Genomic DNA, 16,807 nt, shown 5'->3' on the forward strand with positions numbered 1-16,807 from the left:
TTAGCCCCGGTCGTCCTCGTCCTCTTCGTCCAGGCCTTCAGGGGACTCCAGGAGCCGGCGCGCGCGCTCCATCATCTCCACGACGATCTGCCCGGCGGGCTGCACGGTGTCGATGCGCGACATGCTCGCGCCTCCCGCCGGAAGGCTCATCTCCTCCAGGTCGCCCTGCGTGTCGGGCGTGGGGAGGAAGGAGCTGAACCTGGGCATCACGTACGGCACGTCCAGCACGCCCGGGAACAGCAGCGTCGTCCCGATGGTCTCCGTATCGGAGGCCGGCGGAGCGCTCGACTCGCGCCCGGCCCACTCGCGCACCACGCGGTTGCGGATCACGCGCATGCGCTTGCCGGGCCACTCGGGACCGAAGAGCGTCGTCGTCGCCGTGTCGCCCGCGTCTCCCTCCACCAGCCGCTGCTTGTAGAGCGGGTGCGCGTACCCTTCCACGGAGGCGATGAGCCGCGTGCCCACCCAGACGCCATCCGCGCCGTGGTACAGCGCCCGCGCCGCGCTGAACCCATCCGCGATGCCTCCCGCCGCCAGCACCGGGACCGCGTCCGACAGGGCCCGGAGCTGGCGCACGAGCGTCAGCGTCGGCGTACTGCCCAGGTTGCGACCTCCCGCCTGTCGCCCCTGCGCGATGAGCCCCTGCACGCCCATCTCCAACGCCTCCCGCGCCAGCTCCACCGTCCCTGACTGCATCCACACCCTGGTTCCCGCCGCCTGGAGGTCGCGGATCCACTCCCGGGGCGGCAGCGTCCAGTGGAACACCACCACCGGCACCTTCGCGCCGATGCACGTGTCGACGTGGTCGCGCGCCGTGAAGCCATGCGGCTCCTCCCGGTCCACGATGAAGTCCACGCCGAAGGGGAGCTGCGTGCCGGCCCGGATGGCCTTCAGCCGCGCCTCCAGCACCCCCGGCGGTTCCGGCGCCGTGCCCAGCATGCCCAGGCCGCCCGCCTCCGACACCGCGATGACCAGCGGTGGCAGCGACACGAAGGCCATGCCCGCGCCCACGAAGGGATAGTGCAACCCCACGTCGCGCGTCAGCCGCGTCTTCAGCGTGTTGCCCTCCAGGACGTAGATGGGCGGCGGCCGGGAAGCGCCTCGCGTCCCCTCGCCATCGGACTCGCCGTTGTGCAGCGGCGAGTCGCCTTCGGAGGAAACAGGAGGCTGGCCAGATCGTCCGTCGTTCGCGCCGTTCATCGCGTCTCCGCAAGGGTGCTGACGTACCGAGCCTTGAAGACTAGCAGCGCCAGCCACCGATTCAGCCGCGACCCGAAGCGGCCGTGCTCACTGGCCAGCAGAGCGCCGCCTACTCGTCCGGAATGAGGCCATCGGGCCCCAGCCCCGCGTCCGTCAGTACCCGGCCCCGCCCCACCCGCCGGGTCAGGGGCCGGTAGCGCTGGGCCACCAAGGTGCTCAGCCGGAACGGCAGCTTGCGCTCGCGCTCCACGCGTCGGGCCCGCTCCACCAGCGTCTCGCGCGTCAGCCGCGAGGGGCCTTCCAACCCCACCAGGATGCGGTTGCTGCTGGTGGGGACCTCGAAGAGGGACAGGCCCTGGAAGCTCACCTGATAGGTCCGCACCATCGCGTCGTAATGCGGGTTCGCCGCGGACTCCCACACGTTGCCCACCACCGCCCCGCCCCGCGTCAGCCGCGCGCGCACGGCGCCCAGGAACTCGCGCGTGGCCAGGTGCCCGGGAATCTGGTCCGCCCCGTACGCGTCCAGGAAGATGATGTCGTAGGGCGCCCCCTCCGCTTCGATGAAGGTCCGCGCGTCCGCCACGTGCGCTTCGAGCAGCGCGTCCTCCCGGAAGCCGCAGTGCTGCTTCGCGGCCTCCACCACCCCGGCGTCCACCTCCACCACGTCGATGTGCGTGTCGGGCAGCACCGCGCGCAGGAACATGGGAATGGCGCCGCCGCCCAGCCCCACCGCGAGGACGTTCTCCGGCTGGGGCACGAACGCCAGCGCCACCATCGCCATGCGGGTGTAGGGCAGCTCCAGGCGCAGCGGCTCGCCGGGCCACACCACGCTCTGGCGCGCGCCGCCATCTCCGAAGCGCAGCGAGCGGCGCCCGTCCGCGTCCTCGGTGACGACGACAGGCCCCTGCCCGTCGTCATGCGTGTCCGGCGAGGCCAGGGCTCACTCCTCCTTCGCGCCGGAGGTCGGCTTCACCGGAAGCGGGGCGCCGGCGGACGTGGGGCGCGAACCAGGCCTGCCTATCGAGGTCATGTCGCTTCTCCCAGATGACGCGAACACCCAGCGTGAGGTCCGGCGGCGAGGCACCAGCATCGCACGAACGCCGACATTCCAGATTCTCGTGAACGTTTGAGTCCGGTTGCATCCCGGCCCGGAAACGACACGGCGCGACACGGAAACCCTTGGAATCGTTGTGTTTCTCAATCCTCGATTCTTGGGACTCACCCACGGACTTCATGTATTACCGCTTCAGCGCCCTTTCCCCATTCGAGGGAATACGGAGGGCGCATGACGGGAGGCAGGACCCCATGAAGCTGAAGACGTTGCTGTCCGCCGGGGTGGCGTTGGCCGCCACGGCGTGGGCCAGTCCGGTAACGGCGGCCACCGCGAATGGCCCCATCTGCGACACGGCGGCCTACGTGAACTCGACCACGTATTACAACTGCACCGGCAGCAGCCACACGGCGCTGGACGTCGGCAACAGCTCCTGCGGTGAGTGGAACCACCGGGGCATGCTGGTGGGCAACTACTACTACTACTACTACGGCGGCTGCGCGGCGGCCTGCAACGGCTCCACCTGCAACGGCGGCGCGGGCAACTACTACGTGGTGTCCGGCGCGAACGGCTGGGACTTCCGCCAGCTGCACTTCTACGCGAACGTCAGCTCCGGCACGAAGACGTGCGACCGCTGCGCGCTGGGGCTGGTGGGTGGCACGGGCAGCGCCACCGGGCCGCACTCGCACTCGGACAACCGCCAGTACGGCACGCGCAAGTCGGCCTGGTACACCAGCGTCGGCACCACGTGCGGCACCAACGCGTACTGCAACAACCGCCTGGGTGTTCCCACGCTGTAGCCCCTGCGTGGCCTTCCGGATGGGGGCCCGCGCGGCCCCCGTCCGGCGTCACGTCCCCGGCGCGCGTGCGCCGCCCATTCCTCCCGCGTGAGCCTGTCTCCGACATGACTTCCCGTCCCCTCTTCAAGGTCGCGCTCGCCAGCCTCGTCCTCCTCGTCGCCCTGGGCGTCGTGTGGTGGCGGGGCGCGGCGGGTGGCACCGACGCCGGTCCGCCCTCCGCGAACCTCCCGGCCGCGACGCCCGCCGTCGCCACGGCCACCGCCTCCGGAACCGCCGCGCCCGCCGCGCGAGCGGCCCCGCGCGAGGTGATTCCCATGCCCGGGTGCTGGGACGGCCTGGCCGCGCTGGACGCGTCCGCGACGCTGGAGTCGCTGCACGCCGCCGTGGCCGCCGCCATCCAGGCGCGCGACACCGCGCTGGTGGCCTATCTCCAGGAGCGCCTGACGGAGCTGGTGGGCGACGACCCCGACCGGGCGCTCCAGTTGGTGGCGTGGGCCGTGAAGGCCGCTCCCCCCGAGCCGGCCATCTACCTGGAGGCGCTCAAGGCCGCGCCCGCCGTGCGCCACCCGCGCGTCGTCGAGAAGCTGGTGTCCGTGTCGGAGGACCGGTCGCTGGCCGCGCCGGACCGCGCCGCCGCGCTGGACGCGCTGGAGACGCAGCACCGCTTCACGCCGGAGACCCGGTCGCGGCTGCGGGCCATCGCGCTGGACGACTCCGCGGACTCCGCCGCGTGGGTGGCCACGCGCACGCTGGGCCGGGTGATGAAGGAGGACTACGAGCGCACCGGCACCTATGCGCCGTACTGGAAGGACCTCCTGGACATCGGCACCACGTCGGAGGACATGGCCGTGCGGCTGCTCGCGCTGGAGATGCCGTCGTACTCCGACCCGCTGCTCGACTCGGACTCCATCGACGTGCTGGCGAAGGTGATGCGCACCGACCAGGAGCGCGACGTTCGCGAGATGGCCGCCTTCCGGCTCGCCGTCACGGAGGATCCCCAGAAGGCCCTGGCCGCGTACAGCGCCGCCTTCGACGGGGAGCGCGACCTGTGCGTGCGGTGGGCCTTCCTGCGCTTCGCCGTGCGCGCGGCCGGCGCGGACGCCCTACCCCTGGTGGAGGAGTTCGCGCGCAAGGACCCGCGCCTGCGGCAGGACGCCCTGGACTTCAAGGCGCTGTACGCCACGGGCGCGACGGACTTCGCGCGCATCTGGCTGGGCAAGAAGGAACACCACGACTGCGTGGTCGAGGAAGGAGCGCCGCACTGATGGGTTCGCGAATGCTGAAGGCCTGCGCGCTCGGGCTGTCATTGCTGTCGGGGCCCACCCTGGCCCAGGGCGCCCCCGCCGCCGTCCCCACGCCGGCGGCCTGCACGGTGGAGGGCATGCTGGACGAGGTGCGCGGGGCGATGAAGACGGGCTCGCCCGCGTACCAGCGCTACGCCCGGCTGCGGCTGAAGGAGGCCGCCATCGCGCTGCCGCCCGAGGCGCTGGGCCGGGCGGTGAGCCAGGAGCGCGACCCCGCCGTGCTGGAGGCGGTGGGCGCGGCGCTGGCCACCAAGGCGAGCAACGCGCAGCGGCCGGAGCTGCTCCAGCCGCTGCTCTCCCGCGCGAGCCAGGACGCGGACCCCAGCCTGCGCGCGGCGGCGGTGCGCGCGCTCAAGGGCTCGCCGTCGGTGGAGTTCATGGCGAAGAACGGCGACGTCGTCACCTACGAACAGCTCGTGCGGGACAGCGCGCCGGAGGTGCGGCAGGCGGTGGCGGAGAACCTGGTGACGGAGAGCGCCGGCATCTACTTCGGCCACAACCCGGACCTGGCGGACGCGGCGGTCCGGATCGCCGCGGCCTCGGAGGATCCGGCGGTGGCCACGCGCCTGTTGGGCGAAGTCTCCATGGAGGCCGCGAACCCGACGACGGTGCGCAAGCTCACGCAGCAGCTGCGCTCGGAGGACCCGGGCCTGCGCGCGGCGGCGGCGAAGGCGCTGGGCGGCGTGCCCGGCACCGAAGCCGCGGGCGCGCGCCGCTCGCTCCTCGCGCAGTACCGGAGCGACAACGACCTCGCGGTGCGCAAGTCCGCGCTGGAGGGGATCGCGCGCCTGGGGCAGTCCAGCGCACGGCCGCTGCTGGAGTCCCTGCGCGGCGTGGATCCCCGCATGGACCCTGAAATCAATGCGTGGCTCTCCGCGCTCAAGCTGAACCTCCAGGAGTGGCACCTCCTCCTGCGGGAGAAGCAGCGCCTGCGCCCCTGACCGCCCACCGCCCGCGGCCGGGCGGCTCTGTTCCCTGGTGCGCACCCCGTACGAGGGCCGCCCGCGAAAAGGTGGCCGCGCGCGGGGCGGCGCGACAGGTTGGGAGGGCCATGTCCGACAGTGGTTTCGGCTCGTCCACCCTCGCCCTGGCGCTCGTTGGCAGCGCCGTCACCGTCCTGTCCACCAGCCTGGGCGCGCTGCCCGCCCTGGCCGCGCGCAGCATCTCCCCGCGCGCCAAGGACGTGCTGATGGGCTTCAGCGCGGGCGTGATGCTCGCGGCCACGGCCTTCTCGCTGGTGGTGCCCGCCATCCGGCTGGCGGAGGCGCGCGCGTCATCGCGCTTCGTGCCCGCGCTGATCGTGGGCGGCAGCATGCTGGTGGGCGGCCTGTTCCTGCACCTGTGCAATCGCTTCATCCCCCATGAGCACTTCATCAAGGGCCAGGAGGGCAACGCGGAGGCGGCGAACCTGAAGCGCATCTGGCTGTTCGTGCTGGCCATCGCGCTGCACAACTTCCCGGAGGGGCTCGCGGTGGGCACCGGGGTGGGCAGCCGCTCCATGGACATCGCCGTGCCAATCCTGGTGGGCATTGGACTCCAGGACATTCCAGAAGGCTTCGTGGTCGCGCTGGCTTTGCTGGGTGTTGCGTATAGCCGCAAGCAGGCGGTGCTGGTGGCGCTGTACACGGGATTGGTGGAGGGCGTGGCCGCGCTGGTGGGCTTCTTCGCCACGTCGTTCGCGTCGGGCATCCTCCCGTGGGCGCTCGCGTTCGCGGGCGGGTCCATGCTGTACGTCGTCAGCGACGAGATGATCCCGGAGAGCCACCGGCAGGAGTACGCGAAGGAGGCGACCGCCGGATTGATGGTGGGCTTCGTGCTGATGATGTTCCTGGACGTGACGCTCAGCTGACGGCCTGGCGCGCGGACACGCCTGTGTCCTGCCGGACACTCCGCAGTGCCGCCGCAGGTGGCCTGGACGTGATAGTTTGAAAGGCATGTCTGTGTCGGATCGAACCCGCGTCGACGGGGCCCTGGGGGAGGCGAAGGACAAGAGCGCCCGCCCGGACGAAGTGGAGGAGGACGCCGCGCTCCATGTGACGCTGCCCTACGAGCAGGCCCGCCGCCCGGGGGACCTGCCCGTGGTGCGCCGCTTCCGCCTGTCCGTGGTGGAGGGCCCTGGCGTGGGCGCGATGTGGGAGTCCACGGCGGACACCTGTTCGGTGGGCTCGCACCCGCTCAACGACTTCACGGTGGAGGACTCCACCGTGTCGCGCTTCCACTGCGAGGTGCGCATCGGGCCCAAGGGCCCGCAGGTGAAGGACCTGGACAGCCTCAACGGCGTCATCGTGGACGGCGTGCAGGTGGTGGAGGGCATCCTGCGCAGCGGCAGCCTCCTGCGGCTGGGCCGGGTGGTGCTCCGCTTCGACGTCAGCGCGGAGAACAACCGGCTGCCGCTGTCGGAGCTGGCGCGGTTCGGCACGCTGGTGGGCACGTCGGTGGCCATGCGCGGCTGCTTCGCGATGATGGAGCGGGCGGCCGCGCGCGACGTCACGGTGCTGCTGGAGGGGGAGACGGGCACGGGCAAGAGCCAGGCGGCGCTCGCCATCCACCAGGCCAGCCGGCGCAAGGACGCGGCGTTCCTGGTGGTGGACTGCGGCGCCATCCCCGCCCACATCCTGGAGAGCGAGCTGTTCGGCCATGAGAAGGGCTCGTTCACCGGCGCGGTGAACCGGCGCGCGGGCGTCTTCGAGGAGGCCGACGGCGGCACCGTCTTCCTGGATGAGATTGGCGAGCTGCCCCCGGAGCTCCAGCCGAAGCTGCTGCGCGTGCTGGAGAACCGGGAGATCCGCCGGGTGGGCAGCAACACGTACCAGCCGGTGGACGTGCGGCTCATCGCGGCCACGCACCGCGACCTGCGCGCGGAGGTGAACGCGGGGCGCTTCCGCTCGGACCTGTTCTTCCGGCTCGCGGTGCTGCGCATCGCCATGCCGTCCTTGCGCCAGCGGCCAGAGGACCTGCCCATGCTGGTGGCGGGCATCCTGTCGTCGCTGGGCGCGGATCCGGAGCGCACGGGCGCGCTGCGCACGCCGGAGTTCCTGTCGCGGCTGCAGCACGCGGCGTGGCCGGGCAACGTGCGCGAGCTGCGCAACCACCTGGAGCGCTGCCTGGTGTTCGAGGACGCGCTGCCGCTGGCGGAGGAGGACTCGCGGCCGGAGGGCAGCCCGCTGGAGCTGGACCTGTCGCGGCCATACGCGGAGCAGCGCCGCCGCGTGGTGGACGACTTCGAGCGCCGCTACCTGCGGGCGCTGCTGGAGAAGCACCAGGGCAAGGTGGCCCAGGCCGCCGTGACCGCGGGCATGGACCGCGTGCACTTCTACCGGCTGCTGCGCAGGCACGGCATCAAGCCGTGAGCGGACGCGCCTTCAGCGCCGCGCAGACAGCCGCCAGCGTTCGGACGCCCCCGAAAGGGGGCTGGCGACGAAGTCCGCCTCCAGGTCCCGCAGCGCCGGGCCGGTGACGACGAGCGCGGCGTCCCCGTCCTCCCGCACCCAGCCGGGCAGGTGTTGCAGGCCCCCCTCCCCACCCGCCTCGTCCCACGCGGAGGCCACGGCGTCCGTCCACCCGTGGGAGTCCTCGCGCGACATCAGCCGGTCCACGTGCACCGTCACGCGCAGGCGCACGGCGGAGGTGTCCCCGGCCGTCAGCGCCAACCCCACGTCCAGCACGCGCGCCCGCAGCTCGCGCTCGAGCCGCACGTCGTCCGGGAGGCTGGCCACGGCGAAGACGCACGCGCCGCCCGTCACCCGCACCTCCATCCCGGCCTCCAGCGCCAGGGCGCTCGCGCGCTCCAGGCCCGCGTCCAACGCCTCCATCTGTTCGGGGCCGGGTTCGCCCCCGAGGCGCGCCTCCACGTAAAGCCCCACCGCGCGCGGCACCTCCAGGGGCGCCACGCCGCCCAACACCGCGCTCCGCAGGTGCTCCAGGAGCGCGTCCACGTCCGGGTAGCGCTCCTCGCGCTCCTTGCGCAGGCAGCGCAGCACCACCGCGTCCAGCGCGGCGGACACCGGCGCGTGCTCGCCCGGGCGCGGCGGCGGCGCGTGCAGGTGCTGCTGCTCCACGTCGTGGCGCGTGGTGCCCTGGAAGGGCGGCACGCCGGTGAGCAGCTGGAACAGCAGCACGCCCATCGCGTACAGGTCCGTGCGCGCGTCGGGCACCAGCCCGCGGATCTGCTCCGGCGCCATGGACAGGGGCGTCCCCAGCACCACGCCGGTGTGCGTGAGCGACGTGCTGCCCGGGGCGCCCGGCACCAGCCCTTTGGCCACCCCGAAGTCCACCAGCTTCACCGCGGGCCCGCCGCGCCCCGGGGCCAGCCGCACCACGTTCTGCGCCTTCAGGTCGCGGTGCACCACGCCCGACGCGTGCGCCACCCGCAGCGCGGCGCCCACCTGCTCCATCACGGCCAGCACCTCGCGCGGGGACAGCGGCCCCCGCGAAGCCAGCTCGGCCGCCAGGTCCTGTCCCTCCAACCACTCCATCGCGATGAAGGGACGGCCATCCGCCAGCTCGCCGTATCCCAGCACCGTGACGATGTGCGGGTGGCGCAGCCGCTGGAGCGTGGCCGCCTCCCGCCGGAAGCGCCGCAGCGCCACCACCGACGCGGCCACCTGCGAGTGCATCACCTTCAGCGCCGCGAGCATGCCGGACCGGGCATGCCGCGCGCGGTAGAGCGCGGACACGGGCCCCTGGACCTGGACGCGGTCCACGACCCACTCGCCCACCAGCGCGCCGGGCCGCAGCTCCTCGCCGTAGAGGGACTCCTCGCCGTTCTCCGCCATGGGCTAGTGCCGCTGCGTCCCCGCCTGCATGGTCGCCCCGGCCAGCGAGGGCGCCTCGACCCCCATCCAGCGCTTGCACAGGTCCAGGTGCTGGTCATCCACCAGGTCGCACGCGCCGTTGAGGTAGACGGTGACGGGCTCCATCCAGGCGTCGTTGGCGGGGTCCCGGCACTCCTCGAAGTCGCCGTCGCCCTCCATCAGCGGACCGTCCTGTGACTCGCACTGGTGCGACTCCATCGGGTCCACGGTCCAGCACGGCCCCGTCACCGTGGCCGCGCAGTCCTCGTGCGTGCCCGGCAGCGCGCACACGCGGTAGGTCGCGTACGCCATGCCGTGCACCCAGCCCGGGTCGTAGCAGGAGTAGAGGTTGTTGAAGAGGGGCTCCGCTTGCGGGCTCTTCGGCCGATTGATGACGTAGCGCCCCGCCTTGGTCACCTGCGTCACCGTCACGTTGACGTCCTTGCGCAGCGCCCCCCGCCCGAAGAGGTTGCCGTAGAAGGCCCCCTCGCGGATCCGGTACACCGAGCGCTCGGGCAGCGGCGCCGGCACCCCGCTCGTGACGGCCACGTTCGCCTGGCCCACCATCGTGCTGTTCCAGGGCGCCGTCATCACCGAGAAGTACCCGCCCTGCGCCGGGCAGCTGAAGCGCACGGACGGGTCCGTCGCCGCGGACGGAAAAGGCCAGCTGGAGTTCGCCGAGCAGCCCTGGCTCGACGCGATCAGCCGCCCGTCCGTGCTGTCACATCCCGCGATGCCCCGGCACACGCGCATCACCATCCGCGCGCCCACGCTGGAGCCCATCGGGGTGCCGGCCGGACAGCTGGCGGGCCCGCCCGCGCCCACGGAGATCGTCTGGCCCGCGGGGCACCACCCCACCGAATGCATCGTCCAGCCACAGTCGCGCCCCGCGCCCACCGTCGCGGTGTCGCAGGGCTCCGCGCTGGGCAGCGACGTGCGCGAAGTCGGGACGTGGTCGAGCGGGGTCGTCCAGGTGTCCAGCGTGAACGGCTCCTCGATGCCGAGCTCCGGATCGTAGATCTCCCCGCGCATCGACAGCTCCACGCGGTAGCCCAGGCCGTTGTTGCGCGCCAGGAGGCAAGCGGTCACGCGATTGAGGCACCCGGGGCCCCCCGCGGGCGGCTGGTCGAGCCACCGCGGGCACAAGCCCGCGGAGCCCTTCCACACGCTGAGCTGCGTGTCCACGCTCTTCGAGGGGTTGAGCCAGTGCAGGGTCTGCTCCGGGCCCAGCGCGCAGCCCACCAGGTACTCCATGAAGCGCTGCGCGTAGGGATCGCGCAGCTGGTTGGCGATGAAAGCGGTCTCTTCGCTGGGGCTCATCACGGCGGGGTCGAAGAGCGACTCCAGCGAGTTCGTCGCCAGGAGCTCGTTGGCGGTGTGGTTCGCGGCGATGGCGTTGGTCACCAGCTCCTGGGTGGTGAGCGAGTTGGAGATGCGGATCTCCGCCTCGCTCGTGCCGAGCACCGGGTCGCTGCCGCCAGCGCCCGCGCCTTCCGTGAGCGCGGGCTCGCAGCCAGTCAATGCCAGCAGCAGGAAACACCAGGGGATTCGAAGGATTGGGGAGGCCATCGCGCGAACACTCCTTGGACAGGTCTTCGGAAGTCGGATGGGAAGGAAACCCCAGCCATGCCCTCGTTGTCTCGCTGTAGCGCGAAAGGTTACGGAGGACGGTTCGCTGAGCCCGAGGGTAGCGCGAAAGGTTACTGCGAACGGCCCCGTGTAGCGTTTCGCGCTACAGCGCTTCCATGACAAGCGTGTCACGCAGTGCCTGGTAGCGCGCGGCCCACAGCGGGGCCTCCGCGACGGCGGGAGCGGCCCGTTCGAGCCAGGCGCGAGCCTGCTCCAGCGCGTCCGTGCGCCGCGCGACGCTCGCGGCCTGCAGGAGGATCTCCGCCTTCTCGTCCGGAGAGGCCAAGGCGTCCGCCTCCGTGTGGAGCGCGTCCCAGTCCGGCGCGCGGAAGGCCCCGGTGGCCTGCTGATGGACCTGGAGCTCCACGAGGCGCCGCATGATGGCGGTGGGCGGCAGGGACTCTGGCGGACAGCGCTCGGAGATCCAGGCGAGCTGGCGGGCGGCGGCTGCCTCGTCTCCCGCCGCCGCGTGGATGCGCGCGAGGAGCAGCGCGTCCATGGGCACGGGGTGCTCGCGGAAGAAGCGCACCCCCAGCTCGTGCGCGCGCCGGGCCAGCGGGAGGGCTTCATCCAGGCGGCCTTGCATGTAGAGGACCTCCGCCAGGTTGAAGGTGGACCAGCGCTCCATCTGCGCGTGCGCCAGCTCGCGGCCCAGCGCGAGGGCACGGCGCAGGTCCTCCTCCATCCGCGGCACGTCGCCCTGGCGGAGCCACAGCAGGACGCGGTTGCACAGCAGCGCGGCCTTGTGCAGTCCGTCGCCCGCGGCCTCGCAGCGCTCCAGCCCCTCGTCGAAGCGCGCGGCGGCCTCCGAGGCGCGGTCCAGGAAGGTGAGCGCGGCGCCCAGCAGCGCCAGCGACACCACCAGCGTCTCATGGTCTCTCGCGCGCTCGGCGCCCTCGGCGGTGGAGGTGAGCACGCGGGCCGCGGCGGCCCACTCGCCCTGGCGCACGTGCAGCCGGCCCCGGGCGAGCCCACACCGGAGCGACAGGCGCGGCGCGTCCAGCAGCTCGATGGCGTCCAGGGCTTCGCGCGTGCACGCTGCGGAGCCGTCCGAGTCCTCCATCCAGTCGCGGGCAGTGGCCTCCTCCAGCAGCAGGTCCACCTCCAGCGCCGCGTCGTTCCGGGTCCGGGCCAGGGTGCGCGCCGCGGCCAGGTCCGCGAGGCTTTCGCGGAAGCGCTGGAGGCGGTGGCGCACGCGTCCGCGCCCCGCGAGCGCCTGGGCCCGGCGCGCGTCGTCGGTCTCCGGGAGGAGCGCGAGCGCGCGGGTGTAGTGCTGCTCCGCTTCCACGGACAGGTGCCCCTCGCGGGCCTCCTCCGCCAGCGAGAGGTAGTCCCGGGCGGCCTCCAGGTGGGCGCCACACGCCGCCGCGTGGTGGGCGCGGCGGCGGCGCTCGGCCACGTCGTTGCCGACGCTGGCCTTCAGCGCGGCCGCATGCAGGGCGCGGCGGGGCGCGGAAGGAAGCAGGGCCTCCAGGGCCTCGCGCAGCAGGGGATGGCGGAAGGCGAAGCGGCCCGGCCCCGCGGGGCGCAGCAGGCCCGCGCGGCTCAAGCGCTGAAGGCCGGCTCCGGCGTCCAGCGTCGCGGCGCGTGACAGCTCGGGGACGACGCTCAGGTGGCGCAGGGCCGCGTCCACGCGCGACACGTCCATCTCCATGCCGAGCACGGCGCACAAGCGCGCCAGCACGCGGTGCACCTCCGGGAGGCCCGCCAGCACGCGAGGGGCCAGCCGTTCAAAGAGCGGCGTCACCGACACGTCCAGCAGCGCGTCGGGCGCGACGTACCACCCGCCTCCCGGAGCCGAGCGCAGGGCTCCCGCTGCCCGGAGCGCGCGCGCCAGCTCCACCAGGGAGAGGGGGACGCCCTGCGCCAGGTGCTCCAGGCGCGCGAGCACGGGCTCGGGGATGTGCTCCGCGGGGCGCAGCAGGTGGACGAGCACCGCGCGGCTCGCCTCCGGCGGAAGGGGGGGCAGCGGGTGATGGAACGAATGGGCGCTGCGCTCGCCCAGGTGCGGGCGCAGTCCGAGCAGCGCGGGGCGGCCGGCGAGGCAGACCCACAGCGGGGCACGGGGTCCCGCGAGCGTGGCGCGCTCCAGCACATCCAGGCTCACCGCGTCGGCGAGGTGCGCGTCGTCCAGCAGCAACACGCGCGGCGCTTCGCGGGCCTGGGCCAGGAGCGCTTCGGCCAGGGTGCGAGGGTCCGCGGACGGACGTCCCACGACGGCTCGCAGCGCATCCAGGAGCGCGTTGGAGAGGGACGCATCCGGCGGGGGCGCGCGAAGCCGCACGATGCGAGCGTGGCCCTCGGCCTCCAGTCGGGTGGCGAGCGCCTTGAGCAATCGCGACTTGCCGTGCCCGACCTCCCCGGTGAGCACGCCCAGCCCCGGCACCGACGCGGAGAGGCACTGGGTCGCGTCCGCCATGAGGGCGTCCAACACCTCGTCGCGGCCCACGAACGGCGGGGGCTCCCCTTCGATTCGCGCGCCTTCGTCATCCTGGAGGCGCAGGCGGAGGTCCACGCCATGGAGCCCCGCGGTGGGCACGTCACCAGCGGCCGAGGGAGTCGCGGTGGGCCATGCTCCACCGAGTTCCTGTGGCGAGTTCGGCTCGGCTTCATCAGCCACATGGGTCGCGGCGGGCCATGCTCCACCGAGTTCCTGCGGCGAGTTCAGCTCGGCTTCATCAGCCGCATGGGTCGCGGCGGGCCGTGCTCCACCAAACTCCCGCGGCGAGTTCGGCTCGCGTCCATCCAGTGCTGCCGTCGCGGCGGAGTCGCTCCTCGCGGGCCCCAGGTGCGGCACGGGCTCGACCCATCCGGGCTCCAGCCTCGCGGCGGCCTCGGGCGTCACACGCACCTGGCCCGGGACGGTGGGCTGGAGCCACCACGTCTCCGGTCGCTCCAGCGCGGTGCCCGCGGTGCGCGGCAACGTGGTGCCCGGATGAACGTACAGCGCCGCGACGTGGAGGACGGCCGCCGCCTCGCCGGACTCCACCAACCGCCGCGCCGCGAGCGCGCCCGAGCGCACGTTCGCCTCCGCCGACAACGACTCGCAGAAGACGAGCAGGTAGCCCCCCGCCACGACCCGCGCCAGCACGCCTCCGAAGGGCTCCAGCGTGGCCCCCAAGCCCTCCACCGCCGCCGCCGTGCGCAACCCCAGCACCGCCACCGGGCGCGCCCCCGAGAACGTCACCGGCGATTGCGTGGCCCGGGGATCCGCGCCCCCGATGACGTCCGGCAGCGAGGGCTCCGCCTCGCACGCGGCCTCGAACGCCGCGAGCACTTCCGGAGCGCTCGCGTACCGCTCCGCCGGAGCCTTGGCCAGACACCGCGCCACCACCGCGTCGAGCGCCATGGGCACCGGCGCCCGCTCCGACACGCGCGGCGGACGCCGGCTCACATGCCCCTCGCGGACCTCGTCCGGACTGCCATGGAAGGGCGGCGAGCCCGTGAGCAGCTCGAAGAGCAGGACCCCCAGCGCGTAGATGTCCGCGGCCGTGCCCGCCTCGCGCGCATCCAGGCACTGCTCCGGCGCCATGTAGACCGTCGTCCCCGCCCGGTTCCCCACCGCCTCCAATCCCTCCTCCGGCCCGTCCTCCAGCCTGCGCGCGAGCCCGAAGTCCAGGAGGCTCAGCGCGCCGCCTTCGCGCAGGAAGAGGTTCTCCGGCTTGAGGTCCCGGTGCGCGAGCCCCACCGCATGCACGCGCGCCACCGCCGGACACAGCCCCGACAGCAGCTCACGCACGCGCGCCACGGACGCGGCCCCCGTCCCCGGCAACGCCGCCATCCACGCCGCGAGCGTCTGCCCTCGCAGCAGCTCCTGCACCAGGTAGGGCCTGCCGCCGACCTGCCCCGCCTCGAACACCGCGGGCACCGTGGGAGGCCCCACGCGCCGGAGCGCCTCCGCCTCACGGGCGATGCGGGCGTGATGCCGCGACATGCCCACCTTGACGGCCACCTCCCGCCCATCCACCTCGCGCACGGCGGCGAAGACGTGCGCGAAGCCGCCGACCCCCAACAGGGCGGCGCCGGACACGCCGGGGACGTCCGGGAGCACCAACGGCTCCACGGGGGGACCGGGTTCGGCGGGGACGCCGTTCACGGGACACGCCGCGCCGGGAGCGAGGCGGCGTTGGCAGACCGGACAGCGCATGTGGGTCCCGAAAGGCTACCAGAGCGCCCGCGCCAGCACGATGCCCACGCCCACCACCCCCTCGCCCGCGATGAGCCCTGCCGCGAGCGTCACACCTGGCGCCTCCCATGCGGGTTTCCACTGGCGGGCAAGCTCCCACCCCAGCCCCCCCAGGAAGAACCCCAGGCAGGTGGAGGGCGGCAGCAGGCAGGCCAGCCCCACGCCCACCGCGGACGGCGCCCAGCGGCGGAAGCGCTCCGGCAGCGCCTGCTCGCCCAGCGTGAGGACGGCCGCCCCCAGCGCGGCCCACGCCATGGCGATCCGCAGGTCCGGTGACACCGCGCTCCACCCCGTCGCGAGCACCCGCGCCACGCTCGCCGTCACCGTCGCCGCCGGGGCCGGAAAGCGCTCCGACCCCAGCGCGGAGGCATCCGGCACCAGCAGATAGAACAGCGGCACCACCACCAGCGAGCCCACGACGCACCCCAGCAGCTGCGCCAGGAACACGCGCCGCGGATCCGCGCCCAGCAGGTGCCCCGCCTTCAGGTCGGTGAGCATGTCCGCCGAGGACGCCGCCGCGTTGACGGTGAGCCCCGCCGTGGCCAGGTTCGCGCGCACGTCCCCAGGCATGAGCACGCCATACGTGAGCTGCGTCACCTGCCCCAACGCCCCCACGGGACTCACGTCCGTCTCGCCGGTGACGCGGCAGGAGATGAGGCACAGCACGAATGACAGCGCCACCGCGAGCAGGGCGTGCGGCACCGGCACGTCGAAGCCGATGCGCGCCAGCGCCACCGTCGCGGGCGTCAGCACCAACATGCCCGCGCCCCACCACCGCGCGGGGACCTGCAACGCCAGGATGGGATGGGGCGCCCGCCGCGAATCCCGCGTGCGCAGCCCCCGCAACGCCCGGCCGAACACCCGGGCCTGGAGCACGAACTGCAACAGCGACGCGGTGGTGAGCGCCGCCGCGCCCGGCCACAGCGCCCACGCGAGGAAGTCCCCCTCCACCGACACCACCCCCGCCGCCATCAGCCGGGGCGCGACGACGCCATGGACGACGAGCGCCCCCAGCAGCATCGACGCGGTGATGCGCACCCCCAGCAGCGCCCCGCCACCCACCGGCATCAGCCCCGTCTCCAGCGCGAACCCCAGCCGCTCCAGTGGCACCCCGCCCAGCGCCCCCGGAAACGCGAACGCATACGGCAGCCGCCCGAAGCCATCGCGAACGAGCGTCAGCGCCCCCGCCACCGCCCCACCCACGCCCAGCATGCGCAGCCGAGGCACCGCCGCCCCCTCCTCCGCATGCAGCGCGCGAGCCGTCGCCGCGGCGGCCGTGCCGGAGGCGAACGGGAGCTGCTCGCGGTCCACCAGCTGGCGCTTGAGCGGCACGGCGAAGAAGACGCCCAGCGCGGACACCAGGAACGTCCACGCCAGCAGCGTGCCGACGGGCAGGTGGTGCCCCGTCGTCAGCAGCCACGCGCCCTGCACGGACACGAGCGCGCCGCCCGTCGCGTACCCCGCGGACGAGGCCACTGTCTGCGCGCACCCCAGCTCCAGCAAGGACAGCGGCGCCCCCGCCACCCGAGGGCTGACCCGCCGCAGGGCCCCATGCGTCGCGGACGCGAGCAGCGCGGCGGTGACGGCCACGCCAAACGCCACGCCTGTCTTCAGGCCCGCGTAGAGGTTGGTGGCACAGGTGAGCACGCCCAGCCCCGCGCCCAACGCCACCGCGCGCAGGGTGAGCTGGGGCATGCGGTCGCCCTGGTACACCCGCGTGAGCCAGTGGGTGTCCACGTCCTCCTGGGTCGCACCGGGGCCCCCCTGCGACGGCGGCAAGGCGTCGGAGGGCGGGTCCCCGGCGGGGACGGCGCGGGGGGCGGGGGTCGGCATGGGCACGCCCA

11 protein-coding genes are annotated in these 16,807 nt (G+C 73.4%); 5 read left to right on the forward strand and 6 right to left on the reverse strand.

All coding sequences use genetic code 11. The features are described 5' to 3' along the window. Both FOF48_RS07185 and FOF48_RS07190 read right to left on the reverse strand, forming a co-directional pair. On the reverse strand, positions 1–1,200 hold the full coding sequence (locus FOF48_RS07185; protein WP_143899423.1) for a nitronate monooxygenase family protein: 1,200 nt from the start codon (positions 1,198–1,200) through the stop codon (positions 1–3). A gap of 109 nt (positions 1,201–1,309) precedes the next feature. Then, positions 1,310–2,029 (reverse strand): spermidine synthase, encoded by a 720-nt coding sequence (locus FOF48_RS07190; protein WP_255441980.1) that lies wholly within the window; start codon positions 2,027–2,029, stop codon positions 1,310–1,312. Between the two features lie 476 nt (positions 2,030–2,505). Between FOF48_RS07190 and FOF48_RS07195 the strand changes: the two genes are divergently transcribed. The 5 genes from FOF48_RS07195 to FOF48_RS07215 all read left to right on the forward strand — a co-directional run bounded on the left by FOF48_RS07195 (position 2,506) and on the right by FOF48_RS07215 (position 7,705). Beyond that, on the forward strand, positions 2,506–3,051 hold the full coding sequence (locus tag FOF48_RS07195) for a peptidase M23 (protein WP_143899425.1): 546 nt from the start codon (positions 2,506–2,508) through the stop codon (positions 3,049–3,051). A gap of 104 nt (positions 3,052–3,155) precedes the next feature. Next, positions 3,156–4,316 (forward strand): HEAT repeat domain-containing protein, encoded by a 1,161-nt coding sequence (locus FOF48_RS07200; RefSeq protein ID WP_143899426.1) that lies wholly within the window; start codon positions 3,156–3,158, stop codon positions 4,314–4,316. After that, positions 4,316–5,296, forward strand: coding sequence for a HEAT repeat domain-containing protein (locus FOF48_RS07205; RefSeq protein WP_143899427.1), 981 nt, complete (start codon positions 4,316–4,318; stop codon positions 5,294–5,296). Before FOF48_RS07200 ends, FOF48_RS07205 begins: the two co-directional genes overlap by 1 nt. Positions 5,297–5,406: 110 nt before the next feature. Then, positions 5,407–6,204 (forward strand): ZIP family metal transporter, encoded by a 798-nt coding sequence (locus tag FOF48_RS07210; RefSeq protein WP_143899428.1) that lies wholly within the window; start codon positions 5,407–5,409, stop codon positions 6,202–6,204. 85 nt (positions 6,205–6,289) lie between these two features. Beyond that, positions 6,290–7,705, forward strand: a complete 1,416-nt coding sequence (locus FOF48_RS07215; RefSeq protein WP_235685440.1) for a sigma 54-interacting transcriptional regulator — start codon at positions 6,290–6,292, stop codon at positions 7,703–7,705. Between the two features lie 12 nt (positions 7,706–7,717). Here FOF48_RS07215 and FOF48_RS07220 read toward each other — a convergent pair whose 3' ends face one another. The 4 genes from FOF48_RS07220 to FOF48_RS07235 all read right to left on the reverse strand — a co-directional run bounded on the left by FOF48_RS07220 (position 7,718) and on the right by FOF48_RS07235 (position 16,796). Then, positions 7,718–9,130: a serine/threonine-protein kinase gene (locus FOF48_RS07220; protein ID WP_143899429.1), complete on the reverse strand. Its 1,413-nt coding sequence runs from the start codon at positions 9,128–9,130 to the stop codon at positions 7,718–7,720. Positions 9,131–9,133: 3 nt separating this feature from the next. Then, a complete protein-coding gene (locus FOF48_RS07225) occupies positions 9,134–10,717 on the reverse strand; it encodes a hypothetical protein (protein WP_143899430.1) in 1,584 nt (527 codons plus the stop codon). A gap of 163 nt (positions 10,718–10,880) precedes the next feature. After that, entirely contained in the window at positions 10,881–14,924 is a 4,044-nt protein-coding gene (locus FOF48_RS07230; RefSeq protein ID WP_143899431.1) for a serine/threonine-protein kinase, read from the reverse strand. 15 nt (positions 14,925–14,939) lie between these two features. Continuing rightward, on the reverse strand, positions 14,940–16,796 hold the full coding sequence (locus FOF48_RS07235) for an OPT family oligopeptide transporter (protein ID WP_143899432.1): 1,857 nt from the start codon (positions 16,794–16,796) through the stop codon (positions 14,940–14,942). Positions 16,797–16,807 lie beyond the last annotated feature (11 nt).

Origin of the sequence: Corallococcus sp. Z5C101001 (assembly GCF_007352635.1) — a bacterium.
In the GTDB taxonomy this organism is placed as follows: domain Bacteria; phylum Myxococcota; class Myxococcia; order Myxococcales; family Myxococcaceae; genus Corallococcus; species Corallococcus silvisoli.